This is a genomic window from Pseudoalteromonas atlantica (genome assembly GCA_007988745.1).
Lineage (GTDB): Bacteria > Pseudomonadota > Gammaproteobacteria > Enterobacterales > Alteromonadaceae > Pseudoalteromonas > Pseudoalteromonas atlantica.
In genome coordinates this window covers 1-19,948 of record BJUT01000033.1, presented here as the reverse complement: position 1 = coordinate 19,948, position 19,948 = coordinate 1, and the positions used below count along the sequence as shown (strand labels likewise).

17 protein-coding genes are annotated in these 19,948 nt (G+C 42.2%); 14 read left to right on the top strand and 3 right to left on the bottom strand.

Annotated features, from left to right (window positions below; translation table 11 throughout):
* Positions 1-26: 26 nt before the first annotated feature.
* Genes ftsB through rpoS form a run of 9 tightly spaced genes read left to right on the top strand, consistent with a single transcriptional unit; the run spans position 27 to position 6,382 of the window.
* Complete coding sequence (ftsB, locus tag PAT01_RS13400; RefSeq protein WP_004586182.1) at positions 27-314, top strand: cell division protein FtsB; 288 nt, start codon at positions 27-29, stop codon at positions 312-314.
* Positions 304-1,005 (top strand): 2-C-methyl-D-erythritol 4-phosphate cytidylyltransferase, encoded by a 702-nt coding sequence (ispD, locus tag PAT01_RS13395; protein ID WP_138579006.1) that lies wholly within the window; start codon positions 304-306, stop codon positions 1,003-1,005. The genes ftsB and ispD overlap by 11 nt, the downstream gene beginning before the upstream one ends.
* Complete coding sequence (gene ispF, locus PAT01_RS13390; protein WP_004586184.1) at positions 1,002-1,499, top strand: 2-C-methyl-D-erythritol 2,4-cyclodiphosphate synthase; 498 nt, start codon at positions 1,002-1,004, stop codon at positions 1,497-1,499. Before ispD ends, ispF begins: the two co-directional genes overlap by 4 nt.
* Positions 1,496-2,545, top strand: coding sequence for a tRNA pseudouridine(13) synthase TruD (gene truD / locus PAT01_RS13385; RefSeq protein WP_029774262.1), 1,050 nt, complete (start codon positions 1,496-1,498; stop codon positions 2,543-2,545). Before ispF ends, truD begins: the two co-directional genes overlap by 4 nt.
* Positions 2,526-3,290, top strand: a complete 765-nt coding sequence (gene surE, locus PAT01_RS13380; protein WP_004586186.1) for a 5'/3'-nucleotidase SurE — start codon at positions 2,526-2,528, stop codon at positions 3,288-3,290. Before truD ends, surE begins: the two co-directional genes overlap by 20 nt.
* Positions 3,280-3,918, top strand: coding sequence for a protein-L-isoaspartate(D-aspartate) O-methyltransferase (locus tag PAT01_RS13375; protein ID WP_004586187.1), 639 nt, complete (start codon positions 3,280-3,282; stop codon positions 3,916-3,918). The genes surE and PAT01_RS13375 overlap by 11 nt, the downstream gene beginning before the upstream one ends.
* Before the next feature lie 9 nt (positions 3,919-3,927).
* Positions 3,928-4,506, top strand: coding sequence for a YqaA family protein (locus PAT01_RS13370; RefSeq protein ID WP_004586188.1), 579 nt, complete (start codon positions 3,928-3,930; stop codon positions 4,504-4,506).
* A 41-nt stretch (positions 4,507-4,547) separates the two neighbouring features.
* Positions 4,548-5,372 (top strand): peptidoglycan DD-metalloendopeptidase family protein, encoded by an 825-nt coding sequence (locus PAT01_RS13365; RefSeq protein WP_138579008.1) that lies wholly within the window; start codon positions 4,548-4,550, stop codon positions 5,370-5,372.
* Between the two features lie 35 nt (positions 5,373-5,407).
* Entirely contained in the window at positions 5,408-6,382 is a 975-nt protein-coding gene (gene rpoS, locus PAT01_RS13360) for an RNA polymerase sigma factor RpoS (RefSeq protein ID WP_024033114.1), read from the top strand.
* Positions 6,383-6,514: 132 nt separating this feature from the next.
* Here rpoS and mutS read toward each other — a convergent pair whose 3' ends face one another.
* Positions 6,515-9,100, bottom strand: a complete 2,586-nt coding sequence (mutS, locus tag PAT01_RS13355; RefSeq protein ID WP_096041263.1) for a DNA mismatch repair protein MutS — start codon at positions 9,098-9,100, stop codon at positions 6,515-6,517.
* A gap of 21 nt (positions 9,101-9,121) precedes the next feature.
* Between mutS and PAT01_RS13350 the strand changes: the two genes are divergently transcribed.
* Positions 9,122-9,613, top strand: a complete 492-nt coding sequence (locus PAT01_RS13350; RefSeq protein WP_004586192.1) for a CinA family protein — start codon at positions 9,122-9,124, stop codon at positions 9,611-9,613.
* Between the two features lie 65 nt (positions 9,614-9,678).
* Entirely contained in the window at positions 9,679-10,722 is a 1,044-nt protein-coding gene (recA, locus tag PAT01_RS13345) for a recombinase RecA (RefSeq protein WP_004586193.1), read from the top strand.
* A gap of 334 nt (positions 10,723-11,056) precedes the next feature.
* Here recA and PAT01_RS13340 read toward each other — a convergent pair whose 3' ends face one another.
* Positions 11,057-13,183 (bottom strand): TonB-dependent siderophore receptor, encoded by a 2,127-nt coding sequence (locus PAT01_RS13340; RefSeq protein ID WP_138579010.1) that lies wholly within the window; start codon positions 13,181-13,183, stop codon positions 11,057-11,059.
* A gap of 405 nt (positions 13,184-13,588) precedes the next feature.
* Complete coding sequence (locus PAT01_RS13335) at positions 13,589-14,758, bottom strand: DcaP family trimeric outer membrane transporter (RefSeq protein WP_138579012.1); 1,170 nt, start codon at positions 14,756-14,758, stop codon at positions 13,589-13,591.
* Positions 14,759-15,176: 418 nt separating this feature from the next.
* On the opposite strand from PAT01_RS13335, the gene acs reads away from it, so the two are divergent.
* From acs to PAT01_RS13320, 3 genes are all read left to right on the top strand, one after another.
* Entirely contained in the window at positions 15,177-17,117 is a 1,941-nt protein-coding gene (gene acs / locus PAT01_RS13330; RefSeq protein WP_024033109.1) for an acetate--CoA ligase, read from the top strand.
* A gap of 104 nt (positions 17,118-17,221) precedes the next feature.
* Positions 17,222-17,872, top strand: a complete 651-nt coding sequence (locus tag PAT01_RS13325) for a response regulator transcription factor (protein ID WP_004586197.1) — start codon at positions 17,222-17,224, stop codon at positions 17,870-17,872.
* 308 nt (positions 17,873-18,180) lie between these two features.
* Positions 18,181-19,776: an AbgT family transporter gene (locus tag PAT01_RS13320; RefSeq protein WP_138579014.1), complete on the top strand. Its 1,596-nt coding sequence runs from the start codon at positions 18,181-18,183 to the stop codon at positions 19,774-19,776.
* Positions 19,777-19,948 lie beyond the last annotated feature (172 nt).

Below are 19,948 nucleotides of genomic sequence, written 5' to 3'. Positions count from 1 at the left end.
ATTTAAAAACGAATAGGGAGTGTTAAATGCGGTTTTTTCAGCTTGGCCTGTTGTGCTTAGCACTGTTTATACAATACCGACTTTGGTTCGGTCATAACGGTGTGCAAGACTATACACGTTTAAAAGCAGCCGTGGCTTCTCATCAACAAACTAATGAAAAACTAATTAAGCGCAATAAAGTACTTACCGCCGACATAGAAGATTTAAAGCTTGGTCAAGAAGGCATAGAAGAGCGCGCTCGTAACGAATTAGGAATGATTAAACCGGATGAAACATTTATACGTGTTTTACCGGGCAAACAACATGAAAAATAATAATTCAATAGCTGCCATTGTACCCGCTGCCGGCGTAGGCAGCAGAATGCAGCACAGTGCACCTAAGCAGTATATTAAATTGGCAGGAAAAACTATTTTAGAGCACACGCTCTGTAAGCTTTCGCAATTAAAAAGCTTAAGCCAAATAGTTGTAGCCGTTAGTCAAACCGACCCTTTTTTTGACTCGCTTGCGCACATAGACTCGCGAATTTTACGCGCGAACGGCGGGCAAGAGAGAGCAGACTCAGTGCTTAATAGCTTATTGTTTTTAGAAAATAACCCTCCTGAATGGGTGCTGGTGCACGACGCAGCCCGCCCCTTAGTCACTATTAACGATATTGAAACCTTAATAGCGCATTGTATAGCCGACGACGAAGGCGGTATTTTAGCAAGCAAAGTAAAAGACACCATAAAGCGTGGTAACACGCATAGCGAGCAAACCGTGCCTCGTGATGATTTATGGCAAGCGCTTACGCCGCAACTTTTTAAATATGACGAGCTTAAAAGTGCGTTGCAACGTGCGCTTTGTGAAGGCGTAACTATTACCGATGAAGCCAGTGCCATTGAGTGGGCAAATAAACCCGTTAAGCTAATTGCAGGGCGCAGCGACAATATTAAAATAACCACGCCGGAGGATTTAGACCTAGCGAGGTTTTTATTAAACAAACAACAAAACGAGCAAGCATTATGATTCGAATTGGCCATGGTTTTGACGTACACAAATTTGGTGGCGAAGGCCCAATAACAATTTGCGGCGAAAAAATAGATTACCCGCAGGGCTTTTTAGCACACTCAGATGGCGATGTTGCTATTCATGCATTATGCGATGCTATTTTAGGCGCGTTGGCAATGGGCGATATTGGTAAGCATTTTCCGGATACGGCGAGCGAGTATGAAAATATAGATAGCCGTATTTTACTTCGCCATGTTGTAGGCCTTGCCAAAGAGCAAGGTTATGTACTGGGCAATGGCGATGTCACTATTGTGGCGCAGGCTCCTAAAATGTTGCCACACATCCAAGCTATGCGCTCTAATTTAGCCAGCGATTTAAATTGCGAGCTTTCACAAATAAATGTTAAAGCGACCACCACCGAAAAGCTCGGCTTTGAAGGGCGTAAAGAAGGTATTTCTAGCCATGCGGTGGTTATTATGAGCAAAGCGCCTGAGAGTACAGCAAGCGCATGAGCGATTTAAATTACCTATACGGTGTACCGCTTTCAAAAGCAGACTTTAAAACCGTTGCTGAAGATTTTATGGTTGATGAAGACCTCGGCATAGAATTTACCGGCAGTGGTGAGCATGTATGCTTACAGGTCGTTAAAAAAGGTGAAAACACGCAATACGTGGCTAAGTTAATTGCACAAAAGGCTGGAGTGTCACCGCGCGAAGTAAGCTATGCCGGTATGAAAGACCGCCACGGCGTGTGTAGCCAATGGTTTAGCGTAAAAGTACCCATTAAAAAGCACATTGATTTTAGTGAACTCAATAGCGACAGCATTTTTGTGGTTTCGCAACAGCGTCACGAACGTAAATTACGCACCGGTTGCCACAAAGGAAACCGATTCACTATTACGCTTCGTAATGTAACCCAGCCGCTTGATATTTTATGCCGCATTAATGCCGTGCGTGCGGGTGTGCCTAACTACTTTGGCGAGCAGCGCTTTGGCCGCGACGGGCATAATTTAGTTATGGCCGAAAAAATGTTTGCCGGCGAGCGCATTCGCGATAAAAAACTACGCGGTATTATTATCTCCGCTGCCCGTTCACATGTATTTAATCAAATAGTGAGCTTACGTGTTAAAGAGCATGGGTTAGCTAAAACCATGCACCGTGAAGTATTTATGCTAAGCGGTAGTAACGCATTTTTTGAAGATGCAATAAGCGATGAAAACATAGCGCGTTTAGCCTCTGGCGATATTATGATGTCGGCTCCTATGGTTGGTAAAAGTGAAAAGGGCTTAACTGATCAAGAAAAAATATGGCTAAAACCATACCAAGCATGGTGTGAGGGCTTAGGCGAATTAGGCCTTAAAAATGAGCGCCGTATGCTGCGCCTCATTCCGCAAGATTTAACCATAGAAACACTAGACGAAACGACTTTAAAATTAAGCTTTGGATTGCCTAAAGGGTGTTTTGCTACCGCACTTTTACGTGAGCTGGTGGATTACACCGATGCAAGCCCTAATGAGCGAAAAGAAAAGGATAGTCAAAATGAAGATACTGCTAAGTAACGACGACGGTGTAAACGCTAAAGGGATTGCTGTTTTATACCAGGCTCTTACGCAAATTGCCGATGTAACCCTTGTAGCCCCTGATCGTAACTGTAGTGGTGCCAGTAACTCGTTAACGTTAATAAACCCACTGCGCTCTACCACGCTTGAAAACGGCTTTATATCGGTTAATGGCACGCCTACTGATTGTGTTCATTTAGGGGTTAATCAGTTAGTTGATGAAACGCCTGATTTAGTCGTAGCAGGTATTAACCACGGCGCTAATTTGGGCGATGATACATTGTATTCAGGCACTGTGGCTGCGGCGACCGAAGGGCGCCATTTAGGCTTGCCTGCTATTGCTGTGTCACTTTGCTCACACCATGGTGAGCACTTTGAAACCGCAGCAGCTGTGACCGTTAATATAATTAAAGGGCTGGCATCGCACCCACTGCCTAAAGATCAAATTATCAACGTAAATGTACCCGATATTCCTCTAAGTGAGCTAAAAGGGGTGCAAGTTACGCGTTTAGGTGCCCGACATAAAGCCGAAACCATGACCAAACAAACTGACCCATGGGGGCGTGATATTTTTTGGTATGGCTCGCTTGGTATTGAAAGCGATGCCGGTGAGGGTACTGATTTTTACGCTGTTAATAATGGCTATGCTTCAGTTACACCGTTGAGTGTTGATATGACAGCAAAAGAAAGTATTGAAGCGGTTGGGCAGTGGTTAGCTGAAATGGAGATAAACCGTGCTGGCTAATTACTCGCGCAGTGCTATTGCGCTTTCTAAGCTATTAGAGCAAGAAGGGGTAGAAGACAAACAGGTATTAAAAGCCATTGCTGATATACCACGTCATGCCTTTATTGATGATGTACTAAAACATAAGGCGTACGAAAACACGGCGTTGCCGATAGGGCAAGGGCAAACTATTTCGCAGCCTTATATTGTGGCGCGTATGACCGAGCTGCTTCATTTGGCTGGCGTACGCGACAAAGTGTTAGAAATTGGCACAGGCTCTGGTTATCAAACCGCAGTGTTAGCCAAGTGTTTTAATAAGGTGTATTCGGTCGAGCGTATAAAAGCACTGCAATGGCAGGCTAAACGCCGTTTACATCAACTTGATTTATACAATGTAACCATGAAACACGCAGATGGCTGGCAAGGTTGGCAATCGCAGGCCCCGTTTAATGGTATTATAGTTACCGCGGCCGCATCAAAAGTACCTCAAGACTTACTTGCACAACTAGCTGATGGCGGTGTACTCCTTGCTCCCATTGGTGAGCAAGAACAAAAATTAACCATGGTTATTCGCCAAGGCGATAGCTTCACAGAGCATGTTATTGCACCAGTACGGTTTGTCCCTCTCGTCCCTGGTGATATTGAATAGGAATTCACGTTGAAATTGTTTACTAAGTTATACGATATGGCCCTAGTGTGGGCAAAACACCGCTTTGCTGAGCGCTATTTAGCAGCCATGAGCTTTGCTGAGTCTGTTTTTTTTCCGGTACCACCAGATGTAATGCTTGCTCCTATGTCGCTTGCTCAGCCAAGTAAAGCGTGGCGCTTTGCAAGCTTTGCAACAGTTGCTTCAGTACTTGGGGGGATTGTAGGTTACTTTTTAGGTTACTGGTTATTTGAGCCTGTTGTACAGCCCTTTATTGAGCAGATGCACTGGCAAGAAAAATTTGAAACAGCGCTTACATGGTTTAAAGAGTATGGCGTGTGGGTGGTATTTTTAGCGGGCTTTTCACCTATCCCTTATAAGGTATTTACTATTGGTGCAGGGGTATTACAAATGGCATTTTTACCATTTTTAATAGCGTCTGCCGTTGGCCGTGGTGCGCGTTTCTTTTTAGTTTCTGCTTTAATGAAGTGGGGCGGGGTTAAAATGGAGCAAAAATTACGTCAATATGTTGAAGTACTTGGCTGGGGTTTAGTTATATTAATAGCGGTTGCTTACTTTTTATTACGCTAACTAGCAAAAGTAGTACTTTTTAAATTTCGGAGCAAAACACCTTGAATAGTCAGTACGTATTATATGTAGTTGTATTTATTGCTGTTTTGCTTCCGGGGTGTTCATCTCGCCATATTCCTGCTCCTGTTAGCAGCCTCAACACTAATGTTAATGACTTTCAAAAAGGCATTAACATTAATGGCAATAAATACACAGTACAAAAGGGTGATACATTATATTCCATTGCCTTTAGTGCAGGCAAAAATTTTAAAATACTTGCAAAAAACAATTCAATTCCATCACCTTATGTTATTTATCCTGGGCAAGTTATTTCGCTTGTAGCCTCCAGTGGCCATGCGCTTGCTAGCAATTCACCCGTTAAACAAAAAATAACACCCACTAAAATAAAACAAAAAACTAACAAAAAATTAAAGAAAAATCTTGATCAGCCGAAACAACGAGAGTATGTTCAAAAACAAGCCAATGAAATAGTTAGTAATGCTAAACCTTCGTCGAGCAGTAAAGTAAAGTGGTTTTGGCCTGCAAAGGGCAAAGTGACTAAACGCTTTTCTAATAAGGAAAACGGTTACAAGGGTTTACAGATTACTAACCGTACAGGGGCTTCAGTTTTAGCCGCAGCACAAGGAACGGTGGTGTATGCGGGTAATGCGCTTCGAGGGTACGGTAATTTAATCATTTTGAAACATAATGATGATTACCTAAGTGCTTATGCACATAACTCGAAACTACTTGTTAGAGAAAAGCAGAAAGTTAAGGCAGGACAAAAAATAGCAGAAATGGGCAAGTCAGAATCTTCGGTCACTGCGCTTCGTTTTGAAATTCGCTACCGTGGGCAAGCTGTCAATCCTGCTAAATACCTTCCCTAATTTTTAGGTATTGATAATTGCTCGGGAGAAGGCTTATGGCTAACGCAGCAAAACTTGACAAAAACACCACCGACGAAAAATTTGATGACACCGCAGTAGAAGAAACTGCAGCATTACTTGAAGAGGTTGATAACGAAGAAGAGATATTTGCAAAAGAGGAAGTAACTAAAAACCTTGATGCAACCCAACTTTATTTAGGAGAAATTGGTTTTTCTCCCCTACTTAGCGCTGAAGAAGAAGTCTTTTTTGCCCGCAAATCGCTACGTGGATGTGAAGCATCTCGCAAGCGTATGATTGAAAGTAACCTACGTTTAGTTGTAAAAATTGCCCGCCGTTATAACAACCGAGGATTAGCACTTCTAGATTTAATTGAAGAAGGTAACCTAGGTTTAATTCGCGCTGTTGAAAAGTTTGACCCAGAGCGCGGTTTTAGATTTTCGACTTATGCAACGTGGTGGATACGCCAAACAATTGAACGCGCCATTATGAATCAAACGCGCACAATTCGCCTGCCAATACATGTAGTTAAAGAATTAAATGTTTACTTGCGTACAGCACGCGAGCTGACACAAAAGCTAGACCATGAGCCAACTGCTGAAGAAATTGCTGAAAGCTTAGGTAGACCCGTAGAAGACGTAACTAAAATGTTACGCTTAAACGAAAAAATTGCCTCAGTTGATATGCCAATTGGCGGTGAGAACGACAGCGCACTGTTAGACATTATTGCCGATGAAAAAAGCGCAGGCCCTGAGGGCGAAGTTCAAAATAATGATATTAACAAACATATTGTTGATTGGTTAGGTGAGTTAAACCCTAAACAACGTGAAGTATTAGCGCGTCGCTTTGGTTTACTTGGCTATGAGCCATCAACACTTGAAGATGTTGGCCGTGAAATTGGTTTAACGCGAGAGCGCGTAAGACAAATTCAGGTAGAAGCATTACGTCGTTTAAAAGATATTTTACAACAAGAAGGGTTAAGCACAGAAAGTTTGTTTGACCAGTTCTCGTAACTCCCTTTTATACTGTCTATGTGTTTAAAAGCTGAAGGATAAAACCTTCAGCTTTTTTTATGTCTTACGATCCCCAAGAAATACTATTCACTGTGTTATCAGCTTCTTAACCACCGCTCAAGTTATCTATATTTAAAGCAGAGCCTTTAATTTATAAAGAAGTTCGTGTGCTTGACGCGGCGATAGGTTATCAGGGTCAATGGCACTGAGTTGCTCCTCAACCTCTGAAGGCTCAGGCGCAGGTAACTCATTAGCAAATGAAAACGCCTGCTGCTCAGCATTAGGCGCTGTTACACTTTGGTGGTTTTCGAGCAGTTTAAGCTTTTGTTTTGCTTGGGCTATCACGGCTTTTGGCACGCCGGCAAGCGCTGCGACCTGTAAGCCAAAGCTTTTACTTGCTGCACCATCAAGCACAGTATGCATAAATGCAATGGTGTCGTTGTGCTCTATGGCATCTAAGTGCACATTCACCAGTCCAGTTTTTTGCTCGGCAAGTTCCGTTAATTCAAAGTAGTGCGTAGCAAATAATGTTTTAGCAGATATTTTTTGTGCCAGATGATCAGCCGTTGCATAAGCAAGTGACAAGCCATCGTAGGTACTGGTACCTCTGCCAATTTCATCCATTAATACCAAAGATTGCGCAGTTGCATTATTTAATATTGTGGCGGTTTCTGTCATTTCTACCATGAAAGTAGAGCGACCAGAGGCTAAATCGTCGCTTGCACCAATGCGAGTAAATATACGGTCAATATTACCAATTTTTGCACTATCAGCAGGGACATAACAGCCAATATGTGCCATCAATACGATAAGTGCTGTTTGGCGCATGTAGGTTGATTTACCACCCATGTTTGGACCGGTGATAATCAACATTTTACGCTGGCTATTTAGCTCCACAGGGTTGGCAATAAAAGGTTCTTTCATTACTTGCTCTACCACGGGGTGGCGACCTTGTTTAATGCTTATATTGTCATCATCGCATAGCTGTGGTTTAGCATAGTTAAGCGTTTGTGCTCGCTCTGCTAAGTTATTCAATACATCTAAATCAGCTAATGCGCCAGCCATCATTTGAAGCTGTTCAATATGCGGGGCTATAAACTCAAATAGCTCTTCATATAATTGTTTTTCAAGCGCAAGGGCTTTTGATTGGCTGCCAAGCACTTTGTCTTCGTGCTCTTTTAGTTCAGGTATTATGTAACGTTCATTATTTTTAAGCGTTTGGCGGCGAATATAATCAGCAGGTACTAAGTGTGAATTTGCACGACTTACCTCGATAAAAAAGCCATGCACCTTGTTATAGCCAATTTTTAATGTGCTGATCCCGGTGCGCTCGCGCTCTCTAAGCTCTAGTTGCTCAAGTATATCGGTAGCGCCTTTACTCAAGTTTCGCCATTCATCGAGTTCGCTGTTGTAGCCTGGTGCAATAACGCCCCCATCGCGAATTAGTACTGGTGGGTTATCAATAACAGCACGCTCAAGTAAAGCTTGTAGTTCAGGCAGCTCTGGAGAATGGCGAACAATGCTAGCGATACGCTCATCATTAGCATCGTTTAATAATGCGTGCAGTGGTGCGAGTGCTTGTAGGGCACTGCGCAGTCGGGTTAAATCGCGCGGGCGTGCCGTGCATAAAGCAAGTCGTGCTATTACGCGCTCTATATCACCAATTTCTTTTAATGAGTCGTGTAACTCGCCATATAATTGCACATCTAAAATAGCGCTAATGGCATTTAAACGTGAGTTAAGCTCATTTTTATTACGCACCGGTGTATGGATGCGGCGTTTAAGTAAACGCGACCCCATGGCCGTGGCGGTTTTATCAAGTACCTGCGCTAAGGTGTTTTCAAAGCCGCCCGATAAATTAACGGTTAGTTCTAAATTTTTGCGCGTTGCTGCATCTAATATAACTGCGTGCTCGTTATGCTCAAGCGTAATAGCGCGAATGTGGGGTAGCGCAATACGTTGTGTATCTTTTACGTATTGCATTAAACAACCCGCAGCGACCAAAGCAGCATGCGCTTTATCTACACCAAAACCAACTAAATCTTTGGTGCCAAACTGCTCGCACAGTAAGTGTTGCGCGGTGTCTAGGTCAAACTCCCACTCAGGGCGTCGGCGTGCCCCTTTTATATGCTCAATTAAATGTGTGTTTTCAAAGCTTTCACAGTATAAAAGCTCAGCGGGTGCTAAGCGCTGTAAGGTTGAAGTAAATGCTTCGTCGGTGTTAACTTCAACTACGTTGAAGCGCCCTGAATTTATATCAAGGTAGGCAATACCGTATAGCCCTTTTTTATTTTGCCATACGCTAGTGAGTAAGTTATCTTGGCGTTCTTGCAATAGCGCTTCATCTGAAATAGTACCCGGTGTAACGATACGTACGACTTTGCGCTCTACTGGCCCTTTACTGGTTGCAGGATCGCCAACTTGCTCACATATAGCAACCGATTCGCCCATTTGCACTAAACGAGCTAAATAGTTTTCTACTGCATGATAAGGGACACCCGCCATAGGGATAGGATCGCCGCCGGCTTTACCACGATGCGTTTGCGAAATATCGAGTAGTTGGGCCGCGCGTTTAGCGTCGTCAAAAAAGAGTTCATAAAAATCCCCCATACGATAAAACAATAAAATATCGCGATGCTCTGATTTTATTTTTAGATACTGCTGCATCATAGGGGTTTGTTGTTTTATAGTGTGCGGTGCATAAAGATCAAACGACATGTATTTACCCAAAGGCTGAATATGGAATTACATCAAGAGATTAAAACACTTGCTGCGCAATTGGGCGTTATTTTAACGGATAAACGCTTATGGATCACTACCGCTGAATCATGTACTGGTGGCGGAGTGAGTTATGCGCTTACAGATACGCCAGGTAGCTCAGGTTATTTGGGCCGCGCATTTGTTACTTATAGTAATGAAGCTAAGCATGAACTGCTTAATGTGGCCAATACTACGCTAGAGCAATTTGGTGCGGTGAGTGAGCAAACAGTAAAAGAGATGGCTTTTGGTGCCGCAAGCGTTGCCAAAGCTGATGTTGCCGTGGCAATTTCGGGCATTGCTGGGCCAGGTGGCGCTACGTCCGATAAACCAGTTGGCTTTGTGTGGTTTTGCATACAAATTGCCAATGAACAATTTACGTTTAAGCAAATATTTAACGGCGATAGAGCGCAAGTTAGAATGCAAGCTATTGAATTTGCATTGAAAAGTACGATCGAGAAGATAAAATTATAAATTTCACTTGATACTGTGATTTCATACAGTATACTTGTTCGCATTAGCCGGATTTGGAGAACAGAATGAACGATAATAAACAAAAAGCGCTGGACGCTGCACTATCACAAATTGAGCGTCAATTTGGTAAAGGATCAATTATGAAACTGGGCGATAACAAAGCCCTAAATATTGATGCTGTATCTACAGGCTCACTTGGGATTGATATTGCTTTAGGCATAGGCGGTTTGCCTATGGGGCGTATTGTTGAAGTGTATGGCCCTGAGTCTTCAGGTAAAACAACGCTTACTTTGCAAGTTATCGCGCAGGCTCAAAAAGAAGGCAAAACATGTGCCTTTGTTGATGCTGAGCATGCTCTTGATCCGGTATACGCACAAAAGTTAGGTGTTAACATTGATGAGCTGTTAGTTTCTCAGCCAGATACCGGTGAGCAAGCACTAGAAATTTGTGACATGTTAGTACGTTCAAGTGCTGTAGATGTTGTTATTGTCGATTCTGTTGCAGCGCTTACACCAAAAGCTGAAATTGAAGGCGACATGGGCGACTCGCACATGGGCTTACAAGCACGTTTAATGTCGCAAGCACTACGTAAGCTTACAGGTAATATTAAACGCTCAAATACGCTATGTATTTTCATTAACCAAATTCGTATGAAAATTGGTGTAATGTTTGGTAACCCTGAAACAACAACCGGTGGTAATGCACTTAAGTTTTACGCGTCAGTGCGTATTGATATTCGTCGAATTGGTTCTGTAAAGGAAGGCGATGAGGTAGTCGGTAACGAAACCCGCGTTAAAGTAGTTAAAAACAAAGTTGCACCACCGTTTAAACAAGCTGAGTTCATCATTATGTATGGTGAAGGTATTTCTAAACAAGGTGAGTTAATTGATTTAGGTGTTAAGCACAAAATTGTTGAAAAAGCAGGTGCTTGGTACAGCTACAATGGCAATAAAGTAGGCCAAGGTAAATCAAACTCTATTAAGTTTTTGAAAGAAAACGTAGAAATTGCAGATGAAATTGAAGGTAAGTTACGTGATATGTTGCTATTAAAAGCAACGGTTGAGCCAGAAGATGGCGAAGACGTATTAGGCGCTGAGTCTGACCTTTAAGTGTAAACGTTCTCTAAGCTTGATTTGACCCGAGCTTTAAAAGGCGCTAATCAGCAATGGTTAGCGCCTTTTTGTGTTTAAAGCACGCTAAAACTATAACCTTACAGGCTTTAATAGATGCAGTTTAAATAGCACTTAGCCATATTTACAGTGAGGCTGGCTAACAAGTTCGCGTTTTAATTGAGGCGCGTAATAAAAGCATGCTATTGCAATTACTTTGCATAAGATAGATAGCGCAAGGAGGGGGATAAGCGCTTTAACTTAAGGGGGCTTAAAGCAAAAACGGCACTAAAAAGTGCCGTTTAAATTTAAAAGCCGTACTTTAAAAAGCGACTTATAGCTGCCAGTTTACAGATAGCGCGTAGTTACGTGGCGCACCGTAATAACCTTGAGCCCAGTATAGGCTGTGTAGGTATTTTTCATCTGTGGTGTTATTAACGTTAAAAGTAACCCCAACGTTTTCTGTAATTTTGTAGTTAGCCATTAAATCAAGAATACCGTAAGCATCTTGGTTCGTGGTTACAAGTGCAGCGCCGGTTGCATCTTCAACTTGTACGCGGCTAACCGAGTCTTGCCAACGATAATTTGCACCAAAAGTTAAGCCTTCAACAAAAGGTACTTGGTAAGTTGCAGCCAGTTTTAGCTGATTCTCTGGCGTGTAATCTTCAACTAAATCATCACCATCAATACTTAAATTACTAAAGCTGATGCTTGCACTTAAATCCTCGGTTACTTTACCACTTAATTCAATTTCAAAACCGTCGCTGGTGATACCATCAGCACCATAATAACGAGTATCGCTTGGTAATGAATCAGGTAATGCAACCGCTAGGTTTTCTTGTTTTGCATCAAAGTAAGCAAAGGTTACAAATACTTGATCGTCTAAAAGCTGTGCTTTTAAACCAATTTCGCTACTTTTACCTGTAATTGGCGCCAATTGCTCGGCATTAATATCAAGCTCTTTTTGTGGCACAAAGGTCTCTGTGTAACTTGCATAGGCTGAAAGCGATTCATTAAAGTCATACACAGCCCCCACATACGGGATAACTTCGCTGTCGTTACGTGTTTGTTCTACACCATAAGCAGTGCCGGATGTTTCCCAATCAGTGTAACGTACACCTGCTAATACGCTTAGCGGAGCGCTTAATTTAATGCGAGTAGACATATAAGCTGATTGCTGTTTGTTTTCTATATCACTGCCATTTAAGCCATCAGCAAGGGTTGCTTCAGGTACTACGCCATCCCACGTATCAAGCGAAGGCATGGCTGGGAAGCCGTTGCCCGTGGTGTAATCGTAAAGCGACTGCTCGTTGTAATCCATTTTTGCTTGGCTAACACCAAATGACAGGTCGTGTTCTTGGCCAAATAAATCAAATTTACCGCTGGCGTATAAATCAAATAAATCGTGCTTATCTTCGTAGTCGTAACGGCTTGCGTAACCTGTTAAACCAAGGCCAGTTTCGCTATCTGGTGTGCCATATACGTAAAATAGTTCTGAGTCTTGCTCGTTTTCTATGTGTGCGTAACGCGCTGTTGCAACCCACGTAGCCGATAGGTTTTGCTCAAGTGTTACATATACTTGCTCTGCGCTGTTATCCCAGTAAGACCAATCAGATGCCGTACTTGTAGAGGCGTCGTAGTTTGTTGCTGTGCCATCGGTGTAATAAAGAGGGAGTGCGCCCCAAAGTGGGCTATCGGCATCTTTTTGTTGGTTAACATAGTTGATGCTTAATGTCGTGTCGTCGGTTAGCTTGCCTTCGTAAGCAAGATAAGCAATTGTTTTATCTGTTTCGTAACGATCTAGGTATGACTCCGCTTTTTGCTTGGTAAATACGGCGCGTACAGCGTGGTCGTCGTTAATTGGCGTTGAAACATCTACTTCTAAACGCTTGTTGTTCCATGAACCATACGATGCAGATGCATGCGCTTGAGTTATGTAAGTTGGTTTTTTTAATACCATATTTACGGTTGCAGATGGGTTACCTGCGCCAGTCATAAGGCCGTTTGCACCACGTACAATTTCTACACGGTCGTAAATAGACGTATCTAAAGTGCCCTGAATAGAGCCTGAGCTTTGTGGGATGCCTAAACCATCAACCTGAAAGTTTGTTATTTCAAAACCACGGGCTTTAAAATAAGTACGGTCAGTTTCTATTTGTTCTACAGTTACACCGGGGGTGCTCTCTAGCACTGAGTTAATATCATCTAATGAAAAATCATCCATTAAAGCGCGAGAAACAACAGAAATACTTTGTGGGGTTTCTTTGATTGTTAGGCCTAATTTTGTAGCAGATTGCGCATCTTCGGTGATGTAGTTTTTATGATGCTGGCCATATACTGCTATTTTTTCTAATGAGTCATCTGTATTTGTTGTAGTTTCTTGTGCAAGTGCATGACCAGATAAAACAAGTGAAGTAATAAGGCTTAGCTTAGATAAACGCAAAATTTGTTGGGACGACATGTGTTTTTCCAATAGGTTCAAAAAAGAAGTGCATAACATAATCTAAATGAGAGTGATTTTCAATAACATGTTTGTAGTTTGTGCAAAATAATTAATAGTTATCCGAAATTGTGGGAATTTAGTGGATTTTAGCAACTAAATAGCCGCTTAGTTTAGCGCTAAGGTAATATTCCTTAATCGCAAAGAGGGTGTTATTTCTGTACAAACTTTTATCTGAGCTCTTCCAAATGCTGCTATTTAAGCTTATTTAAGCGCTAACCGTGTTTAATTTACTGAAAATCTCAGACAAAAAAGCACCCTTAAATACCATTACTATCACAGTATTATTAAACCTTTTAAACAGAGTTCAAGTTGTATAGCTAAAAAAAGCGGCCTAAGCCGCTTTATTGTGATCACTATGTTTAATTAAAAATTGTATTTTACAGAAAATTGTAAGCGCTCTAAATCACCGTCAATACCACTTTCTGTTTCGCGCTCGGCATGTTTAAACTCTGCACCAAATGTTAAACGCTTAACCGGTGAGTATAAAATGTTTGCACTAAAGCTTTGGCTTGATTCAACAGGGTCGCCTGATATTGTTAATAGATCGGTGTTGTTGTCAGCACTAAAGAAAGAATATAAGAAGGTTGAGCGCCACTGGCTTGCCCATTTATGTTGATAAGCAACAAAACCAGATGTTGAGTCTATTGCATCAAGCTCATCGCCATTAAGCACTGCACCATGGGCAACATTTAAGCCCACGTAACGACCAAGGCCTTTACCTTGAGTAAGCATAAATTTAAGGTAATCTTCGCCAAAATTTACACGGCCCGAAGCGCTAATACCAAACGAGGTTTCATCAGCGTCAACATCGCCTACTTTATAAGTAAGTTGGCGAGCAAGTGCTGCAACTACAAAGTTACCCCAATCGGCATTGTGTGTGTAGCGCGCAGTAAAATCAGGAAGTGACGCATCATCTGTTTCTACACGTGCGCCACCTTGAGTGGTAATTGTGCTTTCTGGGTTTTCTAGTGAGAACGACCAAGCACCGGTCGTGTACTTAATTTGCGTTTGGCGAACAAAAACAGTGCCTTCAGCAGGGCCTACAAAATCAAGTGTTTCTGCCAGTGCACCCACGTTTTGAAAGTTTGACCATGTTTGACCAAATAACCAGCCATCGTAAGTTACAAATGCATGGCGAATACGTGGTGCATATGAGTTTGATACACGCTCGTTACCGCCAGGTGCCGATGCTAAAAAGTCTAACTCTATTTTAGTTTTAACTGTTTTACCGTTATCCATTAACGTTGACGTACCAAAGTTAAAACGTGACTCACGTGCATGCATATCAAATACGGCATCCGAATCATCGTCATCGCCTACTGGCAGTGTACTTGGTACGTAAAAATCACGCCCTACATTTGAGCCATCAGGAGCGCCTGCAGAGTAATCACTCCACATTGTATCTAGCTTAATGTATCCGCCGTAAGTAAATTCGGTGTTACCTACTTTAGCTGCAGTTGCCGCATAAGCCGTGCTTGTTAAAGCACATAATACAGCACTCGCTGCAAGAGTTTTTAATGGGGTAAATTTCATTGTGGTGTCCTTTAAAGGCTACTTGTTGTTTGTTGCTTTTTAAACGTTCAAATGTATTACTTGCTACAGGTATTACTTACGAATAAAAATTTATTTATCTTGCATCACGCTACGATTTCGTTAAATAAGTGTTTAACTTGCATGGCTGCATCATTATTTTAATGTCCGAAAACCACTTTTAAATATGTGCAAAATTTACTCAATTACCTATTGGTCTATAAGACGAAGGTTTAAGAGTAATTCAATGGCCACTTACTTATATTTAACATACTGTATTTCTATGTAAAAAAGTCATGAGCGGCGAGATTATAAACCACAAAACGTTAATTAGAAGGGTTGTACAACTAAGGTCTAATACTTAATAAAGTACTGCTGAGTAATCCTTTAATCATGGCAAGTTATTAAAATGGAGACTGAGATGTCACAAAGTATCTATCCTGTTCCTGCACATATTGAAAAAACGACGTTAGTTGATAACGAAAAATATAATACACTCTACAAACAGTCGATTGATGACCCACAAGGGTTTTGGCGTGAACATGGCCAGCGCTTAGATTGGTTTACTCCGTATACTAAAGTAAAAAACACCTCATTTGATAAAGGCCATATCGATATAAAATGGTACGAAGATGGAGTTTTAAATGCCTCTTATAACTGTATTGACCGCCATTTAAAAACCAAAGCCGATAAAGTTGCGCTTATTTGGGAAGGAGACAACCCAAACCAAAGTGAAAACATTACCTACCAACAATTACATGATGAAGTGGCGCGCTTTGCTAATGGTTTAAAAAAACTGGGCGTACAAAAAGGTGACCGAGTTGCTATTTATATGCCGATGACGCCGCAAGCCATTTACGCCATGCAGGCCTGTGCACGTATTGGTGCTATTCACTCGGTTGTATTTGGTGGTTTTTCTCCCTCTGCCATTGCAGATCGAATTAAAGACTCTGGCGCTAAAGTGGTGATCACATCCGATGAAGGTCGCCGAGCTGGCAATTGTGTTCCTTTAAAAGCGAATGTTGATGAAGCCGTAGCGCAAGAGTCGGTGACAAGCATTGAACACGTTATTGTACATCAGCTAACCGGTGGCGAAGTTGATTGGAACGAGCACGATATTTGGTGGCATGAGCTTGTAGCTGACCAACCTGCGCAGTGCGAACCGGAGCCAATGAATGCAGAAGATCCACTCTTTATTTTATATACATCGGGCTCTACTGGCCAACCTAAAGGGGTTGTGCATACTACAGGGGGTTACTTAGTTTACTCATCAATGACCCACGAATACGTATTTGATTTACAAGAGGACGACGTATATTGGTGTAGCGCCGATGTAGGTTGGATCACCGGCCACAGCTATATTGCTTATGGCCCACTGGTTAATGGCTGTACGCAAGTGGTATTTGAAGGCGTGCCGACCTACCCAACCGCAGGGCGCATGGGGGAGGTGATTGATAAGCACGGCGTAACCATTTTATACACTGCACCAACCGCTATTCGAGCGTTAATGGCTAAAGGCGATGAGCCAACCGCGTCATCAAATCGTCAAAGTTTACGCATTTTAGGCTCGGTGGGTGAGCCCATCAACCCTGAAGCATGGACGTGGTATTACGAAAATATTGGTAATGCTAACTGCCCAATCGTAGATACGTGGTGGCAAACCGAAACGGGCGGCATTATGATCACCCCACTGCCTGGTGCCACCCAAACTAAGCCAGGTTCAGCAACGCATCCGTTTTTTGGTATTGCGCCGGCTCTATTTGATGCAGAGGGTAATACACTAGAAGGTGCCGTTGACGGTAATTTAGTGATATTAGATAGTTGGCCTTCACAAGCGCGTACTGTTTATGGCGACCACGAACGTTTTGAACAAACCTATTTTAGTGCTTACCCCGGTGTTTACTTTACAGGTGACGGCTGTCGTCGTGATGAAGATGGCTATTACTGGATAACAGGGCGTGTTGATGACGTGCTTAATGTATCAGGGCATCGTTTAGGCACCGCTGAAATAGAAAGTGCGCTAGTAGCTCACGAAGCTGTAGCAGAGGCCGCCGTAGTAGGTTATCCGCATGATATTAAAGGCCAAGGTATTTATGTTTACATTACGCCAAATGAAGGCGTTACTGTAAGTGATGAGCTGACAACTCAAGTACGTAATTGGGTACGTAAAGAGCTAAGCCCAATAGCTTCCCCTGATATGATTCAATGGTCGCCAGGCCTACCAAAAACGCGTTCAGGTAAGATTATGCGTCGAATTTTACGTAAAATAGCCGCAAATGAACACCAACAGCTAGGGGATACATCAACACTTGCAGACCCAACCGTGGTAGATGAGCTCATAGAAAACCGATTAAATCGTTAAATGCGCGTTAAAAACTTGATTACAAGTTGATTCTAAACGTAGTATATCGGCTGTCAGTAAGTACTTTATACCTTATTGGCAGCCGAATTTATTAGGAGCGAACCATGAGTCAGTTTTTAATAGCGGATGATCATCCGTTATTTCGCGAGGCACTAAAAGGAGCATTAAGTGCTAAGTTTGATGATTTAGAGGTATTTGAATCATCAGATTTTGACAGCACACTGCAAGTACTTAGCGAACAAGAAGATCTTGATATATTACTGCTAGATTTACACATGCCAGGTAATGGCGATTTATATGGCCTGATCCGCATTCGCGAAGACTACCCAAGCTTACCCATAGCGGTTGTCTCAGGAAGTGAAGACATCAACATAGTGTCTAAGGTAATGGGTTATGGCGCAATGGGCTTTATTCCTAAGTCATCATCTTCAGATGATATTGCTAATGCTATAAACCAAATACTAGAAGGCGATACGTGGCTTCCAAAAGAGTTAAAAAATAAAGTAGCCGAAATAGAAGGAGAAGACAGAGAAATTGCCGCGCAGGTTGCATCGTTAACGCCGCAGCAATATCGTGTATTGCAATACCTTCATGAAGGGTTACTAAACAAACAAATAGCCTACGAACTACATATTTCTGAGGCAACAGTCAAAGCACACATTACTGCAATTTTTAGAAAACTTGGCGTTTATAACCGTACCCAAGCCGTTCTTATTGCAGCTAAATTACAGCTAGAACCAATAGAGCAAGCTTAAAATATTAAAAGCGCTAAAATCTGTTTATCGTTTAAAAATAAATTTACAGCCGTATGTTTGGTGTTTAGGCAAAGCCGTGCCTGGCTAATGTGCTTATTGCCTGTTTATAGGTGATAAGCGCTTACAAATACCAGATATTCGCTGCTCTAGGTAATATGGCAAGACTGAATAAACTTCAATCCACAAAAGCCAATACACTCAAGCAGCGCTTTTTAAACTTAAAACCTACACGTCATTTACCTTTTATACATGATCTCTTTTGCAAACAATGCTAGGTTAGCGCAATTTTGTAATTTATAGAGCCAAGTATGACAGACTCCACACACTCACCTAATAATCAACCTAAAGACAATAACGGCTTATTTAATCGCTTTTTAGCAACCGTTGAGTTTTTAGGAAATATGCTTCCTCATCCCATTACTTTATTTGCGATATTTGCGGTTTCAATTGTGCTAATAAGTGGTATTGCCGATTGGTTTGGGCTAAGCGCAATTGACCCAAGACCGATTGGGGCAGCAGGGCGTGCGCCTGATGGAGTAATTGAAGTTGTTAGTTTACTCAGTGCTGAGGGGCTACAGCGTATTATGGCTGGCTTGGTTACTAACTTTACCGGTTTTGCGCCTTTAGGCACTGTTTTAGTGGCACTACTTGGGGTAAGTGTTGCAGAGCATTCAGGGCTACTCTCTGCTGCTATGCGAGGCATGGTTATGGGCGCGTCAAAGCGTTTAGTTACCTTTATGGTGGTGTTTGCGGCCATAATGTCTAACACAGCTTCTGAGCTTGGCTATGTGGTTTTAATTCCGCTTGCAGCCATGATATTTCATAGTTTGGGGCGCCACCCTTTAGCTGGCTTAGCGGCTGCCTTTGCCGGTGTTTCTGGCGGCTATAGCGCTAATTTACTACTTGGCACAATAGACCCATTATTAGCAGGTATAACTACGCCTGCAGCACAAATGATTGACCCAACGTACGAGGTTGGCGCCGAGGCTAACTGGTATTTCATGATGATATCAGTATTACTTATTGCCGCACTGGGTACACTCGTAACCGAAAAAATAGTAGAGCCGCGTTTAGGTAAATATAACCCTGATGAAGCCAGTATCGACTTGTCACAAAACAATATTGATACACTTACCGCGTTAGAAAAAACCGGTCTAAAATGGGCGGGTGTTGCTCTATTAGTGGTGCTGTCGTTATTTGCTTGGACGATTATTCCTGCCGATGGTATTTTACGCCACCCAGAAACAGGCCAAGTGGCAGGCTCGCCTTTTTTAAAAGGAATAGTCGCAATTATATTTGTAACTTTTAGTGTGCCAGGCTTTGTTTACGGGCGTGTTGTTGGCAGCATGAAAAACGATAAAGACGTTATTAACGCAATGAGTAAAAGCATGAGCTCAATGGGTTTATATATAGTATTAGTATTTTTTGCAGCCCAGTTTGTGGCCTTTTTTAAATGGACTAATTTAGGCACTATTTTGGCAATTAATGGTGCAGCACTATTACAAGCGTTAAACCTTACTGGCCCAGAAGTATTTGTATTGTTTATATTAATGTGTGCAATGGTTAACTTGAGTTTAGGATCGTCATCGGCGCAGTGGGCGATTACGGCCCCTATTTTTGTGCCTATGCTTATGCTTATTGGTTACGCACCAGAAACCATTCAAGCGGCGTATCGTATTGGTGACTCTGTGACTAACTTAATCACCCCAATGATGAGCTATTTTGGCTTAATTTTAGCGGTGGCAGTTAAATATAAAAAAGACATGGGTATAGGAACGTTAGTGGCCACCATGTTGCCATACAGTATTGTGTTTTTTATCGGTTGGGTCATTTTATTTTACGTATGGGTGTTTGCTTTAGGCTTGCCAGTAGGGCCTGAGTCACCTATTTATTACACACCTTAATGGTGGATGCCAATTTACAATTAATTACGGTGAATTAATTACGGTGTCGGATAAAACACAGCTACATCTAATATCTGACTCTAATTAAGCTGTTAGGCACAAAAAAGCCAGCATAAGGGGAGAGCCCTGTTGCTGGCTTTATTGTATGTAAAAAGGGGTCTTATACCAATCC

Bases quoted from the DNA above. Each gene is read 5' to 3' on its own strand.
- ftsB (WP_004586182.1), top strand. From the start codon at position 27: ATGCGGTTTTTTCAGCTTGGCCTGTTGTGCTTAGCACTGTTTATACAA.
- ispD (WP_138579006.1), top strand. From the start codon at position 304: ATGAAAAATAATAATTCAATAGCTGCCATTGTACCCGCTGCCGGCGTA.
- ispF (WP_004586184.1), top strand. From the start codon at position 1,002: ATGATTCGAATTGGCCATGGTTTTGACGTACACAAATTTGGTGGCGAA.
- truD (WP_029774262.1), top strand. From the start codon at position 1,496: ATGAGCGATTTAAATTACCTATACGGTGTACCGCTTTCAAAAGCAGAC.
- surE (WP_004586186.1), top strand. From the start codon at position 2,526: ATGAAGATACTGCTAAGTAACGACGACGGTGTAAACGCTAAAGGGATT.
- rpoS (WP_024033114.1), top strand. From the start codon at position 5,408: ATGGCTAACGCAGCAAAACTTGACAAAAACACCACCGACGAAAAATTT.
- mutS (WP_096041263.1), bottom strand. From the start codon at position 9,100: ATGTCGTTTGATCTTTATGCACCGCACACTATAAAACAACAAACCCCT.
- PAT01_RS13350 (WP_004586192.1), top strand. From the start codon at position 9,122: ATGGAATTACATCAAGAGATTAAAACACTTGCTGCGCAATTGGGCGTT.
- recA (WP_004586193.1), top strand. From the start codon at position 9,679: ATGAACGATAATAAACAAAAAGCGCTGGACGCTGCACTATCACAAATT.
- PAT01_RS13340 (WP_138579010.1), bottom strand. From the start codon at position 13,183: ATGTCGTCCCAACAAATTTTGCGTTTATCTAAGCTAAGCCTTATTACT.
- PAT01_RS13335 (WP_138579012.1), bottom strand. From the start codon at position 14,758: ATGAAATTTACCCCATTAAAAACTCTTGCAGCGAGTGCTGTATTATGT.
- acs (WP_024033109.1), top strand. From the start codon at position 15,177: ATGTCACAAAGTATCTATCCTGTTCCTGCACATATTGAAAAAACGACG.
- PAT01_RS13325 (WP_004586197.1), top strand. From the start codon at position 17,222: ATGAGTCAGTTTTTAATAGCGGATGATCATCCGTTATTTCGCGAGGCA.
- PAT01_RS13320 (WP_138579014.1), top strand. From the start codon at position 18,181: ATGACAGACTCCACACACTCACCTAATAATCAACCTAAAGACAATAAC.